Consider the following 16,636-nt stretch of genomic DNA (forward strand, 5'->3'; position numbering starts at 1 on the left):
CCAACAAAAAACCCGCCAAAAGGCGGGTTTTTCTCAGTGCTACGGCGTCCCCAAACTTAGCGAGACAGCTCCATCAGCAGCTTGTTAAGACGGCTGACATACTGGGAAGGATCTTCCAGCGACTCACCCGCGGCCAGCGTTGCCTGATCCAGCAGAATGTGTGCTAGGTCAGCGAAACGGTCTTCATCCGCTTCCAGATCCAGCTTTTCAACCAGAGGATGACCTGGGTTGATCTCAAAGATCGGTTTGGCTTCAGGCATGCTTTGCCCTGCTGCTTCCATGATCTTGCGCATCTGCAGACCCATGTCGTTCTGGCCGATGACCAGCACCGCCGGGGAATCCGTCAGACGGTGAGAAACGCGTACATCCTCAACCTGCTCGGTCAGCACATCCTTGATGCGCTTAACCAGATCCTCACGGGATTTTTCCGCTTCTTCCTGCTTGGCCTTGTCTTCTTCACCTTCCAGTGAGCCCAGGTCCAAATCGCCACGAGTCACATCAACAAAGGATTTACCCTGATACTCGCTCAGGTAGCTCATCATCCATTCATCGATACGGTCAGTCAGCAGGAGAACTTCGATGCCTTTCTTGCGGAAGACTTCCAGATGCGGGCTGTTCTTCACCTGGGTGTAACGCTCACCGGTGAGGTAATAGATCTTGTCCTGGCCTTCGACAGCACGTTCCAGATAGGCATCCAGAGAAACGTCCTGTTTTTCAGTGTCAGACTTGGTCGTGGTGAAGCGCAGCAGGCCTGCAATTTTCTCACGGTTGCCGTGATCTTCCGCCGGGCCTTCCTTCAGTACCTGACCAAAGGTTTCCCAGAATTGCTGGTATTTGTCTGCATCCTGATTCGCCAACTTGGCCAGCGTATCCAGAGAGCGCTTGGTCAGCGCCGCACGCATGGAGTCAATCGCCGGATCTTTCTGCAGAATTTCACGGGAAACGTTAAGGGACAGATCATTGGAGTCCACCACGCCTTTCATGAAACGCAGGTACAGTGGCAGGAACTGATCCGCCTGGTCCATGATGAACACACGCTGCACATACAGCTTCAGGCCCTTGGGTGCATCACGGTTCCAAAGATCGAAAGGAGCCTGACTGGGTACATATAACAGACTGGTGTACTCCAGCTTGCCTTCCACCTTGTTGTGAGCCCAGGCCAGAGGATCGGTGTAGTCATGAGCCACATGCTTGTAGAACTCGGTGTATTCCTCATCCGTCACTTCATTGCGGTTACGCGTCCACAGGGCAGTTGCCTTGTTAACGGCTTCCCACTCTGCCGAGGCCTCTGCTTCACCTTCCTCCTGCTTCGGCATTTCAACCGGCACAGAAATATGGTCAGAGTACTTGGTCACCAACGTGCGCAGACGCCAGCTATTGGCAAATTCCTTATCCTCTGCTTTCAGGTGCAATACGATTTCAGTACCACGGCCTTCGCGCTCAATATCGGCGATAGTGAATTCACCTTCACCCTGAGAAGACCAGTGCACACCTTCAGACATTGAGGTGCCGGCTTTACGGGTGTAAACGTCGACTTTGTCCGCAACGATAAACGCAGAATAGAAGCCCACACCGAACTGACCAATCAGATGCGAGTCTTTGCGCTGATCACCGGTCAGGTTCTTAAGAAAATCGGCGGTGCCGGACTTGGCGATCGTTCCAAGGTTGGCAATCACGTCATCGCGGTTCATGCCGATACCGTTGTCACTGATAGTCACAGTGCCAGCGGTTTCGTCGTAGTTCAGACGAACCTTGAGCTGGGAGTCATTTTCGTAGAGAGCATCATTTTCCAGCGCCACGAAACGCAACTTGTCGCAGGCATCCGAGGCGTTAGAGATCAGCTCACGCAGGAAAATTTCCTTGTTTGAGTACAAGGAATGAATCATCAAATGCAGTAGCTGTTTGACTTCGGTCTGAAAGCCCAGTGTTTGAGGTTGAGTATCAGTAGTCATGAATCGCTCCATCGAGAGTGACACGAGAGTAAAAACATCAGTGTCACCCAAGATGGGGCCGGTCAGAGGTGTTTCAAGGGAAAAAGGAACAATCAGATGCGACTGGGGTCGCTGGTCATCAATTCCTGCAGGGTGGAAGAGCGGAATTCGCGCTCGTAGAGTACATAAACAACAATGGTGGCGAAGCCAATCAGGAACCACGGACCAATAAACCAGCCCAACAACGAGAGGCCGAAATAGTAGGAGCGAAGGCCGAAGTTCCAGTTATTAGCGGCCATACTGCAAATCTTCGCTGCCCGGGCTGCGAGAATCTGACGCTCTTTTTCACTTACTGTCGGGTCTTTGGGCAAAGGTGCCCCACCAATCAGAACAGTACAAAAACCGTACTGCCGCAGGCTCCAGGTGAACTTGAAAAAGGCATAGACAAACAGGCAGATCATCACCAAAAGCTTCATTTCCAGCTCTGTTTGCGTTGAGGCTGAAACAAAGGGAATCTCACGAAGAATGCTTAGAGTCCGTTCGGACGTTCCCATCAGGGTGATGATACCGGCGAGGATCAGAAGCGTGGAGGAAGCAAAGAAGGATACCGAACGCTCAAGGTTAGCCACAGCGCTGGTGTCAGAGATTCGATTTTCGCGCTCCAGCATCCGCTTCATCCAGTCCAGACGATAGAGATGCATGACAGAGGCAAGACTGGCCGTTGTTCTGGCCTTCTTGATGGCGTAGTAACTGTACCCACGGAAACACAAAAGGAACCAGGCTAAAGCCAGCAGATTTTGCCAGTTAACCTCTAACATCAGTTGGGATAGGTAATTCATGATCTCAACAACTTAAGATGAGAAAAAGGATCAGGCGACATCACTCGATGGAGATTCCGCCTCATAGCTCTCATTCAGCTCCAACGTTTCTTTCTCCGCCTGCTTATCAAAGTAAGCCAGCACATCCTCAAAGCGAATCGCCCTGCCCAGCTCACGATGAAGCCGCAGCAGATGTAAACGAAGCTGATTTTTCCCATGATCCAGCAAGGATGGCGATGCGAGATGTCGCTGGGAGAGCCCTTCACGATGAAGCCGCTGATACACTCTCAGAAAATCCAGCATCAGGTGATGATAACTGCGAGAAACAATACGGAAGTGCCCTAGAGGCGGAGTGACAAACAGGCGCTGTTTGCGGTACCGAAATAACGCTTCCTGAGCAGCTTCTGCATTAGCGAAAGTCCGGGGAAGAAAGGACGCATCGGTAATCCATAAGGAGGACCATTCACCTTCAACCAACTGCTCAACCTGATATGCCACTATTCACTCCCTGAACGAATGAAGAGAACTCCATCAAAGCCCCATCAAACATAGCAGAAAGTGAGTAATAAACCACGGCGAAGTTTAGTGAATTTCTCAGGCGCACAAAAAACCCCGCCGAAGCGGGGTTTTTTTATTCAGCAATAAAGCTTACTTCATTGCCCAGCCAGTCAGATCGGACAGAGCCTTACCGATGTCAGCCAGTGAACGAACAGTTTTAACACCAGCATCAGCCAGTGCAGCAAACTTCTCGTCAGCAGTACCTTTACCACCGGAGATGATGGCGCCAGCGTGGCCCATACGCTTACCAGCAGGAGCGGTAACACCAGCGATGTAGGAAACTACAGGCTTGGTGACGTTTGCCTTGATGTAAGCAGCCGCTTCTTCTTCTGCAGTACCACCGATCTCACCGATCATTACGATAGCCTCGGTCTGAGGATCGTTCTGGAACATTTCCAGAATATCGATGAAGTTGGAGCCAGGGATGGGGTCACCACCGATACCAACACAGGTGGACTGACCGAAGCCAGCGTCAGTGGTCTGCTTGACCGCTTCATAAGTCAGGGTGCCGGAGCGAGAAACGATACCGACTTTACCTGGCATATGGATATGACCAGGCATGATACCGATTTTGCACTCTCCAGGAGTGATAACGCCTGGGCAGTTAGGGCCGATCAGGCGAACGCCCAGCTCGTCACACTTAACTTTGGCATCCAGCATGTCCAGAGTAGGAATGCCTTCAGTGATACATACGATCAGCTTGATACCAGCGTTCGCAGCTTCCAGGATGGAATCCTTACAGAAAGGTGCAGGAACGTAGATAACAGAAGCTTCAGCGCCAGTCGCTTCAACAGCTTCAGCAACAGTGTTGAATACTGGCAGGCCCAGGTGAGTCTGACCACCTTTACCTGGAGTTACACCACCAACCATCTGAGTACCGTAGGCCAGAGCCTGCTCAGAATGGAAAGTACCCTGGCTACCGGTGAAGCCCTGGCAGATAACTTTGGTGTCTTTATTGATCAAAACGCTCATTATTTACCCTCCGCTGCTTTAACCACTTGCTCTGCAGCATCGGTCAGGCTAGTAGCAGCGATGATGTTCATGCCACTTTCGGCCAGCTTCTGTGCGCCCAGCTCTGCATTGTTACCTTCAAGGCGAACAACAACAGGGATCTTAACGCCAACTTCTTTAACAGCTGCCATGATACCGTCAGCGATCAGGTCGCAACGAACGATACCGCCGAAGATGTTAACCAGAACGGCTTTAACATTTTCGTCAGACAGGATGATCTTGAACGCTTCAGTAACACGCTCTTTGGTCGCGCCGCCACCAACGTCCAGGAAGTTTGCAGGTGCGCCACCGTGCAGTTTGACGATGTCCATGGTACCCATGGCCAGGCCAGCACCGTTAACCATGCAGCCGATGTTACCTTCAAGGGCAACGTAGTTCAGTTCCCACTCAGCTGCGTGTGCTTCACGAGCGTCTTCCTGAGAAGGATCGTGGAAGCCCTGCAGTTTCTTCTGACGGTACATCGCGTTGGAGTCGATGTTGATCTTGCCGTCCAGGCAGTGCAGATTGCCCTGCTCGGTGATAACCAGAGGGTTGATTTCCAGCAGTGCGAAATCATAGTCCTGGAACATCTTAGCCAGACCCAGGAAGATTTTGGTGAACTGCTTGATCTGGTCGCCTTCGAGGCCCAGTTTGAAAGCCAGATCACGTGCCTGGTAAGGCTGAGCGCCAACCAGAGGATCGATAGTTGCTTTTAGGATCTTTTCTGGGGTTTCTTCAGCCACTTTCTCGATTTCAACACCACCTTCAGTGGATGCCATGAAAACGATACGGCGAGTAGAACGGTCTACAACCGCGCCCAGATACAGCTCTTTGGCGATATCAGTGCAGCTTTCAACCAGAATTTTGGAAACAGGCTGGCCTTTTTCGTCAGTCTGGTAAGTAACCAGATTTTTGCCGAGCCAGTTGGCAGCGAATTCCTGTGCGTCTGCAGGTGATTTAACCAGCTTCACACCACCAGCCTTGCCGCGACCACCAGCGTGGACTTGGGCTTTAACTACCCACATGTCGCCGCCAATTGTCTGGCAGGCTTCTGCGGCCGCTTCCGGTGTATCCACGGCAAAGCCCTTGGATACCGGCAGACCGTATTCGGCAAACAGTTGTTTTGCCTGGTACTCGTGAAGATTCATGCTTGCTACCGTTGTGTGTTCAGTCCTAGATACAGCAGATATTAACGTCTGCTACCTGGCGTCTTTCCAGTCAGTACCCGCCTATGAAGAGCACTGACCAGAAAGATTTCGGTCGGGCAAGCTGCTCGACCGAAAATTGATATTACTTGCGCTTGCGATTAGCGATATGGATAGCGTGACCATCCACAGCCAAAGCCGCTTCGTGCACTGCTTCAGAAACTGTTGGGTGAGCAAAAACAGTCAGAGCAATGTCTTCAGCGCTTGAGCCGAATTCCATTGCAACAACTGCCTGCGCAATCAGATCTGCAGCGTGAGCACCAATGATGTGGCAGCCCAGAATGCGATCAGTTTCTTCATCAGCAATAATTTTAACGAAACCGTCAGTGTCGTTGGCTGCCATCGCACGACCGGAAGCAGCAAATGGGAATTTACCCACTTTGACTTTAATGCCTTCTGCTTTCAGGCCCTGCTCGGTTTTGCCGACCCATGCGATTTCAGGATGAGTATAGATGACTGATGGGATCAGGTCGTAATTCATCTGGGCTTTATGGCCAGCGATGATGTCAGCAACCATGATGCCTTCTTCAGACGCTTTGTGCGCCAGCATTGGGCCGCGAACGATATCACCGATCGCAAATACACCAGGAACGCTGGTTGCACACTGGTCATCAACCTTAATGAAACCACGCTCATCAAGAACAACGCCAGCATCACCAGACAGCAGACCTTCAGTGTATGGACGACGACCAACAGCAACGATCAGCTTGTCGACAACAACACTCTGCTCGCCATCTTTGTCGGTGTACTTAACGGTAACTTCTTTACCGTTGATGTCAGTGCCAGTGACGCGAGCGCCCAGACGAACATCCATACCCTGCTTTTTGAACAGTTTCTGTGCCTCTTTACCGATTTCGGTATCGCAGACAGACAGGAAGTCATTCAGTGCCTCAAGCACGATGACTTCAGAACCCAGACGGCGCCATACGCTGCCCAGCTCCAGACCGATAACACCGGCACCGATTACACCAAGACGCTTGGGCACTTCGGTGAAATCCAGAGCACCAACGTTATCAACGATGGTGTCGCCATTCATTGGCGCAGGAGGAATATTCACGGGTACAGAACCAGATGCCAGAATAATGGAACCGGCTTCTACGGTGCTGACGTTGCCGTCTTTATCAGTAACTTCAACTTTCTTACCGGACAGCAGCTTACCAGTACCCTGCAGGGTGGTAACGCCGTTGGCTTTAAACAGACCCGCGATACCGCCAGTCAGGTTGCCCACGATTTTGTCCTTACGATCAATCATCGCAGGCACATCCATGGTCACTTCACCAGTGCTGATACCGTGAATTTTGAAGGCATGTGAAGCTTCTTCAAATTTGTGGGTAGAGTCCAGCAGTGCCTTGGAAGGGATACAACCAACGTTTAGGCAAGTGCCGCCCAACTTGGGCTTACCAGCGTCATCAATCCATTTTTCAACACAAGCGGTTTTCAGACCCAGCTGTGCCGCACGAATTGCAGCAACGTATCCGCCAGGGCCGGCACCGATTACGACTACGTCAAATTTCTCTGACATTATTCAATTCCTGTTCTAGTCGAATGAATGACGCTGATTAGATATCCAGCAGCATGCGAGCTGGGTCTTCCAGCAGATCCTTGATGGTTACCAGGAACTGCACCGCTTCTTTACCGTCGATCAAACGGTGGTCGTAAGACAGTGCCAGATACATCATTGGCTGGATAACCACCTGACCGTTCACCGCCATTGGGCGCTCCTGGATTTTATGCATACCCAGGATAGCAGTCTGTGGTGGGTTCAGGATTGGAGTAGACATCAGCGAGCCAAAGACACCACCGTTAGTGATGGTGAAGGTACCGCCCTGCATGTCATCCATGCCCAGCTTGCCTTCACGACCACGCTTGGCGAAGTCATTAATAGTACGCTCAACATCAGCCAGACCCATGTCGTCGGTATCACGCAATACAGGCACTACCAGACCGCGCTCGGTGGAAACCGCAACGCCGATGTCCTGATAGCCGTGATAAACGATGTCGTTACCGTCCAAAGAAGCATTAACTGCGGGGAAACGCTTCAGTGCTTCAGTTGCGGCTTTCACGAAGAAAGACATGAAGCCCAGACGTACGCCATTGTGGCTCTTTTCAAACAGATCTTTGTAACGCTTACGAAGCTCCATGACAGGCTGCATGTTAACTTCATTGTAAGTCGTCAGCATGGCAGCGCTCTGCTGTGCTTCAACCAGACGCTTGGCGATGGTGGCACGCAGACGGGTCATAGGTACGCGCTTTTCAACACGTGGACCGGCAGCAACATCAACAGCAGGTGCTGCCGCAGCAGGTGCTGGAGCCGCTGCAGCGGGCTTGTTCTTCAGGTGGTTCAGTACGTCTTCTTTAGTGACGCGACCACCTTTTCCGGTACCTTTAACATCAGCAGCTTTCAGGTTGTTTTCTTCAAGCAGGCGACGCACTGCAGGACCAGAAGTGCTCTCGTCAGCGCCTTCCTCAGAAGCCGCTTCAGTGGCAGCAGGAGCAGATGCAGCTTCTGCGGCAGGAGCTGAAGCAGAGCCAGCAGCACCTTCCTCAAAAATCGCAATAACTTCAGCAGACAGAACGGTGTCGCCTTCGTCCTTGTGAATCTCTTTGATTACACCATCAGCAGGTGCAACAACTTCCAGCACAACTTTGTCAGTTTCGATATCGACGATCAGCTCGTCGCGAGAAACTGCTTCGCCTGGTTTCTTGTGCCAAGTGGCAACGGTGCCATCTGCAACGGATTCAGGGAATGTAGGTGCCTTGATTTCGATAGTCATGGCTTATCCTTTTTGCTCTTATTTCAAGCTTAAGTCGTTACTTACAGGCTTAAGCCTGCTGCCCATAAATTGCTTCGCTGACCAGTCTTTCCTGCTCTTCCAGGTGAGCAGAGGTATAGCCCACTGCCGGAGATGCAGAATGTGGACGCCCCACACCAGTCAACGTAATACCAGGGAAATGCTTCGCGATGGCATTGCGCATATGGTGCTGAGAGGGATACCACGCGCCCTGGTTCATCGGCTCTTCCTGAGTCCAGACGATAGACTCGAGATTAGGATACTGACTCAGCACCTCTTCGAGACTGTCTTCCGGGAAAGGATAAAGCTGTTCAAGACGAATGATCGCGACATCGTCTTTATTATCCGCATCACGTTTGTTCAGCAGGTCGAAATACACTTTGCCAGAACACATGACCAGACGCTTAACCTTGCTCTTGTCTTGCTCAACCACTTCAGGAATAACGGTCTGGAATTCGCCATGCGCCAGTTCTTCCAGGCTTGAGATTGCCTGTTTGTGACGTAGCAAGCTCTTTGGTGACATGACGACCAGAGGCTTACGCAGCGGACGAATTACCTGACGACGCAGCATGTGGAATACCTGTGCTGGAGTCGTAGGCACACAAACCTGAATGTTGTGTTCAGCACAAAGCTGTAGGAAGCGTTCAAGACGTGCAGAGGAATGCTCCGGGCCCTGACCTTCGTAGCCGTGCGGCAGTAACATTGTCAGACCACACAGACGACCCCATTTGGTTTCGCCGCTGGAAATGAACTGGTCGATCACGACCTGAGCACCGTTGGCGAAGTCACCGAACTGGGCTTCCCAGATGACCAGCGCATTAGGCGTAGTCGTGGAATAACCGTACTCAAACGCCAGTACCGCTTCTTCTGAGAGCAATGAGTCGCGAATAGTACAGTCTGGCTGACCTTCGTAGAGATGCTGCAAGGAATTGAAGGTTTCGCCATCTTTCTGGTTATGCAGAACAGCGTGACGGTGAGAGAACGTCCCACGACCAACGTCCTGACCAGTCAGACGAATAGAATGCCCCTGCTTCAACAAGGTGGCATATGCCAGCAGCTCAGCATGACCCCAGTTAAGAGGCATGGCGCCGCGGCTCATCATCTTGCGGTCTTCAATGATTTTGCCAACCTGACGCTGGATCACGAATCCTTCAGGAGTATCGCAAAGCTTTTCGCCCAGCTCCTGCAGAAGGTTCATATCAACGCTGGTATCGCACTTGGCAGTCCACTTATGGCCCAGATAAGGCTTCCAGTCGACAAACAGCGCCTTGTTAGGCTCCATCACCAGAGACTTAACGACGTGCTGCCCATTATCCAAGGCATCACGGTATTCATCTTCCATGCGCTTGGATTCATCACCACTCAGTACGCCTTCATTTTCCAGACGCTGAGCATAGATAGTGCGCGTAGTAGGATGCTTACGGATTTTTTCGTACATCATCGGCTGAGTTGCACTTGGCTCATCAGCTTCGTTGTGACCACGACGGCGATAGCACACCAGGTCAATTACAACGTCACGATGGAATTCGTTACGGTAATCAATGGCAACCTGAGTCACGAATGCGACAGCTTCAGGATCATCACCGTTAACGTGGAAAATAGGCGCATGCACCATTTTCGCAACGTCAGTACAGTACTCAGTTGAACGAGCATCTTCCTGACGGCTAGTGGTAAAGCCAACCTGATTATTGATAACGATGTGAATGGTACCGCCCGTTTTATAAGCACGTGTCTGAGACATCTGGAATGTCTCCATAACCACGCCTTGACCGGCAAATGCAGCATCACCATGAAGGTTGATTGGCAGCACTTGAGTACCAGTGTCATCACCACGACGATCCTGACGAGCGCGAACAGAGCCTTCAACCACAGGAGAGACAATCTCAAGGTGGGAAGGGTTAAATGCCATCGCCAGGTGAACTTCGCCGCCTGGAGTCATAACGTTGGATGAAAATCCCTGGTGATACTTAACGTCGCCAGAGCCTTCAATGGAACGTTTACCATCGAACTCCTGGAACAGTTCCGAAGGGTTTTTACCCAGAATGTTAACCAAGCAGTTCAGACGACCACGGTGGGCCATACCAATAACGACTTCTTTAACACCCAGTTTTCCGCCGCGCTGAATCAGTTCATCCATCATCGGAATCAGAGATTCGCCGCCTTCAAGACCGAAACGCTTGGCGCCAGCATAGCGAGAGCCAAGATATTTTTCCAAGCCTTCAGCTGCGGTCAGTCGATCCAAAATGTGCTTGCGGTACTCAGCATCATAGCTGGGATGGCAACGGACAGACTCAAGGCGCTGCTGAATCCAGAGTTTTTCCTGAGTATCAACAATGTGCATGTACTCAGCGCCGACGGTGGTGCAATAAGTCTGCTTGAGGTCTGCCAGAATATCTTTCAGAGGTGCTTCGGCTTTACCAAAAAACAAAGAGCCGATCTGGAAGGTAGTATCCAGGTCTGCTTCTGAAAGCTCATGATAACGGAGATCCAGATCCGGAACTGCGGGACGCTCTTTAATGCCCAAAGGATCCAGAACTGCAGCCTGATGACCGCGGACGCGATACGCTTCGATCAGCTTGAGAACTCGAACCTGTTTACGCTCATGTTCAGTGCTTACAGAGCTGGTAGCAACGGGAACGCTACGCTTCTTGTTCTTGGAAAGCAGTAGGAAATGATCGCGGATCGCGGAGTGAGGAATATCTTGAATTACGTTTTCTGTAGCCCGGGGTAACCGGTCAAACTCTTGGCGCCATTGATCTGGTACGGAGTTTGGATCACGAAGGTAGTCTTCGTACATTTGCTCAACATAGGCAACGTTCCCTCCGGAAAGATGGGAAGTGCGCCACATGAGCTCCATTATGCTTTCGTGCATTCTTGATCACCCTGTCTGCGGGGATACACTGCGTTCGTGGCATTCGAGTCCACACCACAGCCTAGCAGGTCTGAGACCTTCCCCTTGCTTTGGTGGTTAGCAGTTATTTGGATGTTATAGAAATAATTATTGTGCTGACGTGTCTGCGAGATGAGTCCCTGAAAGAAGACAACCAAGGCTGCCGGCCAGTTATCACATCGTCCAAATCAGACGCGCAATATTCTACAGGAAGAAGCGCCCGACAATACAGCACTTTTCCATAGCAAATCGGCCGGAGAACCGGCCGATTGCAACATCACACCCTTAGGTTGCCTGTTGTAGCAACATAGTGCGAATTTTACCGATCGCCTTGGTCGGATTCAGACCTTTTGGACAAACATTCACACAGTTCATGATGCCGTGGCAACGGAACACACTGAACGGATCATCCAAATCAGCCAGACGCTCACGAGTCGCAGTATCACGACTGTCTGCCAGGAAGCGATAAGCCTGCAGAAGACCAGACGGCCCTACAAACTTGTCTGGATTCCACCAGAAAGAAGGACAAGCGGTAGAACAGCAGGCACAGAGAATACACTCGTACAGGCCATCCAGCTTCTCACGTTCAGCAGGTGTCTGCAGACGCTCAATGGCGGGTGCAGGTGTATCGTTAATCAGGTAAGGCTTAATACGCTCGTACTGCTTATAGAACTGAGCCATATCAACGACCAGATCGCGGATAACGGGCAGACCAGGCAATGGACGCAGGATCAGCTTGTTATCTTTAACACAGTCAGACAATGGAGTGACACAGGCCAGACCATTCTTACCATTGATGTTCATACCGTCAGAGCCACAGACTCCTTCACGGCAGGAACGACGAAATACCAGTGTGGAATCCTGCTCTTTAAGCAGATGCAGCACGTCGAGAACCATCAGGTCACGACCGCCGGTGTCCACCTGCATTTCCTTCATATAAGGCGCATCGTCAGTTTCTGGATTGTAACGATAGACGCTAACTTGAAGCATACTCATGGACAGCTACCTCAGTAAGTTCGGGCCTTGGGCGGGAAGGCTTCAACAGTTTTAGGTGCGAAGTTGACGTCACGCTTGCTAACAGACTTGTTCAGAGGGAAGAACAAGGAATGCTTCAGCCAGTTCTCGTCATCACGATCCGGGAAGTCATAACGCGCATGAGCACCACGACTTTCCTTACGCGCTTCCGCCGAGTAGGCAGTTGCTACAGCAACTTCATACAGGTTTTGAAGCTCCAAAGCTTCGATGCGCGCGGTATTGAAGGCATTGCTCTTATCAGGCAGGTGCACATTCTCAACACGAGTACGCAGCTCCTCAAGCAGCTTAAGACCAGTCTGCATTTTCTCACCATCGCGGAAAACGCCGAAGTAAAGCTGCATGGTCTTCTGAAGGTCAGCACGCACTTCAGCAACGCTCTCACCGCTAGTGCTTGCATTGAGGCGCTCAAGACGAGCCAGCGCACGATCAATGTCTTCTTCACGCGCTTCCTGAGCTTCGTAGCCATCAGCCAGAACTTTCTCAATGTGAAGACCGGCCGCGCGGCCAAATACCACCAAATCAAGCAGGGAGTTACCACCCAAACGGTTAGCGCCGTGTACAGATACACAGGCAACTTCACCACAGGCGAACAAACCTTCAATCTGATAATCCTTGCCTTCTGAGTCGACCGCCAGCGCCTGACCGCCCACATTGGTAGGAATACCGCCCATCATGTAGTGACAGGTTGGAACAACAGGGATTGGCTCTTTAACAGGGTCAACGTGAGCAAATGTCTTAGACAGCTCACAGATACCGGGCAAGCGACTATGAAGAACCTCTTCACCCAGGTGATCCAGCTTAAGGAATACATGATCGCCCTTCTCACCAGCACCACGGCCTTCGAGAATTTCCAGAACCATGGAGCGAGCAACAACGTCACGAGAAGCCAAATCTTTAGCGTTAGGAGCATAACGCTCCATGAAGCGCTCACCATCTTTATTGATGAGATAGCCACCTTCACCACGACAACCTTCAGTCACAAGCACACCTGCGCCTGCGATACCGGTTGGGTGGAACTGCCACATCTCCATATCCTGCATAGGCAGACCCAGACGCAGAGACATACCTACGCCATCACCGGTGTTGATGTGAGCATTTGTAGTGGACTGATAGATGCGACCTGCACCACCAGTCGCCAAAACAGTTGCTTTCGCCTTAACGTAAACGGTTTCGCCTGTTTCGATGCAGATTGCGATACACCCCACAACAGCGTTTTCAGCGTTACGAACCAGATCAACGGCATACCATTCGTTAAAGAATGTGGTACCGCCTTTCAGGTTTGCCTGATATAGCGTGTGCAACAGAGCATGACCTGTACGGTCAGCAGCAGCACAAGTACGCGCAGCCTGACCGCCACGGCCGAAATCCTTGGACTGACCACCGAAAGGACGCTGATAAATACGACCTTCTTCAGTACGAGAGAACGGCAGGCCCATGTGATCCAGCTCAAATACAGCCTGAGGTCCCACAGAGCACATGTATTCGATAGCGTCCTGGTCACCGATATAGTCGGAACCCTTAACGGTATCGTACATGTGCCAACGCCAATCATCGTTAGGATCTGAACTGGCGATTGCACAGGTAATACCACCCTGAGCAGAAACAGTATGTGAACGAGTCGGGAAGACTTTGGTAATACACGCAGTATTAAGGCCCGACTGAGTCAGCTGCAGCGCGGCACGCATACCGGCACCGCCGCCACCAACAACGATGGCATCAAAACTAATAGTACGGAGTTTGCTCATGCTTTATAGACCCCAAATAACCTGAATGCCCCAAACGACGTAAACAAACATCAACGTTCCACATACAGCCTGGAACACAAAGCGTGCGCCAGTTTGCTTGATGTAGTCAGTAGATACCTGCCACAAGCCAATCCAGGAGTGGGCACCAACGGCAAGAAGAGCCAGTAAGCTAAACACACGAACGTAAGTTTGATCGAAGAAAGCTTTCCACTGATCGAAAGACAGATCAGGATGGCAAAGCAAATAACCAACGATAAACAGAGTATAAAGACCAAGAATGAGCGCAGTGATTCGCTGCATCATCCAGTCGTAGAGACCGCTACGACCAAAGCTGGTGATCGCTGTTACCATACCCAGATCCCCGCAAGAACAGAAAATACAACACCGGCAGTCAGAGAAACTTTTGCTGCCATACGACCTGACTCCAGCTCTTCACAAAGGCCAAAGTCCTGCAGCAAGTGTTTAACACCAGCACACAGGTGGTAGAACAGCGCGGTCATCAGACCCCAAGCAATGAACTTCGCGAGGAAGTTATTGGCCAGAACAGATGAGATGGACTCAAATGTTTCCTGAGAAGTAAGGGATTGGTCCAGCGCGTACATCATAAATACCAGACCAACGAACAGGATTACGCCTGAAATTCGGTGAAGTATTGATGATATAGCCGGAAGAGGTTGATTGATCGTTGTCAGATCGAGATTGACTGGTCGTTTTTTATTCACGGCTCTCTACACCTTATGTCCACTCTTTTCGCCAAGGAGCGGTATTTTTAAGGAAAGTGTTAGGCACTAAGAGGAAGTATCTACGGGCCAAAGAGTCATGAAACAAGAGTTAGTTGCTAACACGCGTCACAACGCAGTCGCAAATAGATACTTTCGGGGCGGTAGTATAGTCACTCATCGTTGCTATTACAACGAACCATGCGGGTTTGAGGGTTATACATCATTGACTTAGCCCCCTTGCAACGGCTCACTTGCGACAATATGAAAGGTTATTGTGCACTGCGACTAAATCATGATTGAGAAAGACGGGACCGACAGTTAAAAGTACCTTGGCGGATGATTCGTACAGGCTTATATCCTGTTGGGAGCGCGACTTTCCGATAATTGACAAAGCAACCCTAGCCAATATAGTGATTGCGTTTTTGCAGGAGCGCTCAGCAATTCTGTTTGTGATTTGATGATGTAAAAGTCCTTGTAGTGTTTTTTTGACTATAAGTTTTGTACTGGCAGACAGACTGTTGCATTGCTCAGCGATCCTGAGTCCAGATTGTCCCTCTATTAACCGTCCTGAACTTTGAGCTAAGGCTCGGTAGTAAATTCAGGATTGTTTCCACCCTCTTTCATAGGAGCCTACGATGGCTGACAAAAAAGCATATCTGAAGGTTGACGGCATTGAAGAAACCATCGAGCTGCCGGTTGTTTCCGGCACCATGGGGCCTGATGTTGTTGATATTCGTGGCCTGACGTCCAAAGGTCTCTTCACTTATGACCCTGGCTTCATGTCTACCGCTTCCTGTGATTCCCAAATCACCTTTATCGATGGCGATAAGGGCATGCTGCTTCATCGTGGCTACCCCATCGAGCAATTGGCCGAACACTCTGATTACATGGAGCTTTGCTATTTACTGATGTACGGCGAACTGCCAAGCACTGAAGAAAAAGATCACTTCGAACGCACTGTTAAAAAGCACACCATGGTTCATGAGCAGCTGAGCTTTTTCTATCGTGGCTTCCGTCGCGATGCTCACCCCATGGCGATTATGTGTGGTGTGGTTGGTGCGCTATCTGCTTTCTATCACGACTCTCTTGATATTAATGATTCACAGCATCGTGAAATTGCAGCATTCCGTCTGATTTCCAAGATGCCAACGCTGGCAGCCATGTGCTACAAATACAGCACCGGTCAGCCTTTCATGTTCCCTCGTAATGATCTGTCCTATGCAGAGAATTTCCTGTACATGATGTTTGGCACACCCTGCGAAGACTACAAACCGAACCCTATCGTAGCCAAGGCGATGGATCGCATCTTCCTGTTGCATGCCGATCATGAACAGAATGCCTCTACTTCAACAGTACGCTTAGCTGGCTCATCAGGTGCAAACCCATTTGCCTGTGTTGCTTCGGGTATTGCCGCATTGTGGGGACCTGCTCATGGCGGCGCCAATGAAGCAGTTCTGACTATGCTGGAGCAGATTGGTGATGAAGCTCGAATTCCTGAGTTTATCGAGCGAGCTAAAGATAAGGACGATCCTTTCCGTTTGATGGGCTTTGGTCATCGCGTGTACAAGAACTTTGACCCTCGCGCCAAAGTCATGAAACAAACCTGCGACGAAGTACTGGCTGAACTAGGCATGGATAATGACCCATTGTTGCCTATCGCTAAACGCCTGGAACAGATCGCTCTGGAAGACCCCTACTTCGTTGAGCGTAAGCTCTACCCCAACGTCGACTTCTACTCAGGCATCATCCTGAAGGCGATTGGCATTCCAACCAACATGTTCACCGTGATCTTTGCCCTGTCACGTACGATCGGCTGGATCGCCCATTGGCATGAGCATCACTCAAGCCCTATTGCGCGCATTGGTCGTCCACGCCAGCTATACCTTGGCGCCACCAAGCGCGACTATCCCGTTAAAAAATAAGTCCTTGATGACTTAGTCAAAAAGCCAC

13 protein-coding genes are annotated in these 16,636 nt (G+C 50.8%); 1 reads left to right on the plus strand and 12 read right to left on the minus strand.

The genetic code is table 11. The features are described 5' to 3' along the window. Positions 1 to 56: 56 nt before the first annotated feature. The 12 genes from htpG to sdhC all read right to left on the minus strand — a co-directional run bounded on the left by htpG (position 57) and on the right by sdhC (position 14,686). The gene (gene htpG / locus ACKC9G_RS01505) at positions 57 to 1,952 is read right to left on the minus strand and encodes a molecular chaperone HtpG (protein WP_411403163.1); all 1,896 of its coding nucleotides are present in this window, start codon (positions 1,950 to 1,952) and stop codon (positions 57 to 59) included. A gap of 92 nt (positions 1,953 to 2,044) precedes the next feature. Then, positions 2,045 to 2,770 carry a DUF599 domain-containing protein gene (locus tag ACKC9G_RS01510; protein WP_411403164.1) on the minus strand — a complete coding sequence of 242 codons (726 nt, stop codon included), beginning with the start codon at positions 2,768 to 2,770 and terminating at the stop codon, positions 2,045 to 2,047. A gap of 30 nt (positions 2,771 to 2,800) precedes the next feature. Continuing rightward, positions 2,801 to 3,247 carry a hypothetical protein gene (locus ACKC9G_RS01515; protein ID WP_411403165.1) on the minus strand — a complete coding sequence of 149 codons (447 nt, stop codon included), beginning with the start codon at positions 3,245 to 3,247 and terminating at the stop codon, positions 2,801 to 2,803. 150 nt (positions 3,248 to 3,397) lie between these two features. After that, on the minus strand, positions 3,398 to 4,279 hold the full coding sequence (gene sucD / locus ACKC9G_RS01520; protein WP_411403166.1) for a succinate--CoA ligase subunit alpha: 882 nt from the start codon (positions 4,277 to 4,279) through the stop codon (positions 3,398 to 3,400). Continuing rightward, positions 4,279 to 5,445: an ADP-forming succinate--CoA ligase subunit beta gene (gene sucC / locus ACKC9G_RS01525; protein WP_411403167.1), complete on the minus strand. Its 1,167-nt coding sequence runs from the start codon at positions 5,443 to 5,445 to the stop codon at positions 4,279 to 4,281. Before sucC ends, sucD begins: the two co-directional genes overlap by 1 nt. Positions 5,446 to 5,587: 142 nt before the next feature. Further along, on the minus strand, positions 5,588 to 7,024 hold the full coding sequence (lpdA, locus tag ACKC9G_RS01530) for a dihydrolipoyl dehydrogenase (RefSeq protein WP_411403168.1): 1,437 nt from the start codon (positions 7,022 to 7,024) through the stop codon (positions 5,588 to 5,590). A gap of 37 nt (positions 7,025 to 7,061) precedes the next feature. Further along, positions 7,062 to 8,276, minus strand: a complete 1,215-nt coding sequence (gene odhB, locus ACKC9G_RS01535; protein ID WP_411403169.1) for a 2-oxoglutarate dehydrogenase complex dihydrolipoyllysine-residue succinyltransferase — start codon at positions 8,274 to 8,276, stop codon at positions 7,062 to 7,064. 49 nt (positions 8,277 to 8,325) lie between these two features. Next, a complete protein-coding gene (locus ACKC9G_RS01540; RefSeq protein WP_411403170.1) occupies positions 8,326 to 11,166 on the minus strand; it encodes a 2-oxoglutarate dehydrogenase E1 component in 2,841 nt (946 codons plus the stop codon). Positions 11,167 to 11,469: 303 nt separating this feature from the next. Further along, positions 11,470 to 12,174, minus strand: a complete 705-nt coding sequence (locus ACKC9G_RS01545) for a succinate dehydrogenase iron-sulfur subunit (RefSeq protein ID WP_411403299.1) — start codon at positions 12,172 to 12,174, stop codon at positions 11,470 to 11,472. Between the two features lie 17 nt (positions 12,175 to 12,191). Then, the gene (sdhA, locus tag ACKC9G_RS01550; protein ID WP_411403171.1) at positions 12,192 to 13,964 is read right to left on the minus strand and encodes a succinate dehydrogenase flavoprotein subunit; all 1,773 of its coding nucleotides are present in this window, start codon (positions 13,962 to 13,964) and stop codon (positions 12,192 to 12,194) included. Between the two features lie 3 nt (positions 13,965 to 13,967). Further along, complete coding sequence (gene sdhD / locus ACKC9G_RS01555; RefSeq protein WP_411403172.1) at positions 13,968 to 14,315, minus strand: succinate dehydrogenase, hydrophobic membrane anchor protein; 348 nt, start codon at positions 14,313 to 14,315, stop codon at positions 13,968 to 13,970. Further along, entirely contained in the window at positions 14,309 to 14,686 is a 378-nt protein-coding gene (gene sdhC, locus ACKC9G_RS01560) for a succinate dehydrogenase, cytochrome b556 subunit (protein WP_411403173.1), read from the minus strand. Before sdhC ends, sdhD begins: the two co-directional genes overlap by 7 nt. 635 nt (positions 14,687 to 15,321) lie before the next feature. On the opposite strand from sdhC, the gene gltA reads away from it, so the two are divergent. After that, a complete protein-coding gene (gene gltA / locus ACKC9G_RS01565; RefSeq protein ID WP_411403174.1) occupies positions 15,322 to 16,608 on the plus strand; it encodes a citrate synthase in 1,287 nt (428 codons plus the stop codon). The last annotated feature ends 28 nt before the right edge of the window (positions 16,609 to 16,636 follow it).

The organism is Pokkaliibacter sp. CJK22405 (genome assembly GCF_046614695.1).
In the GTDB taxonomy this organism is placed as follows: Bacteria; Pseudomonadota; Gammaproteobacteria; order Pseudomonadales; family Balneatricaceae; genus Pokkaliibacter.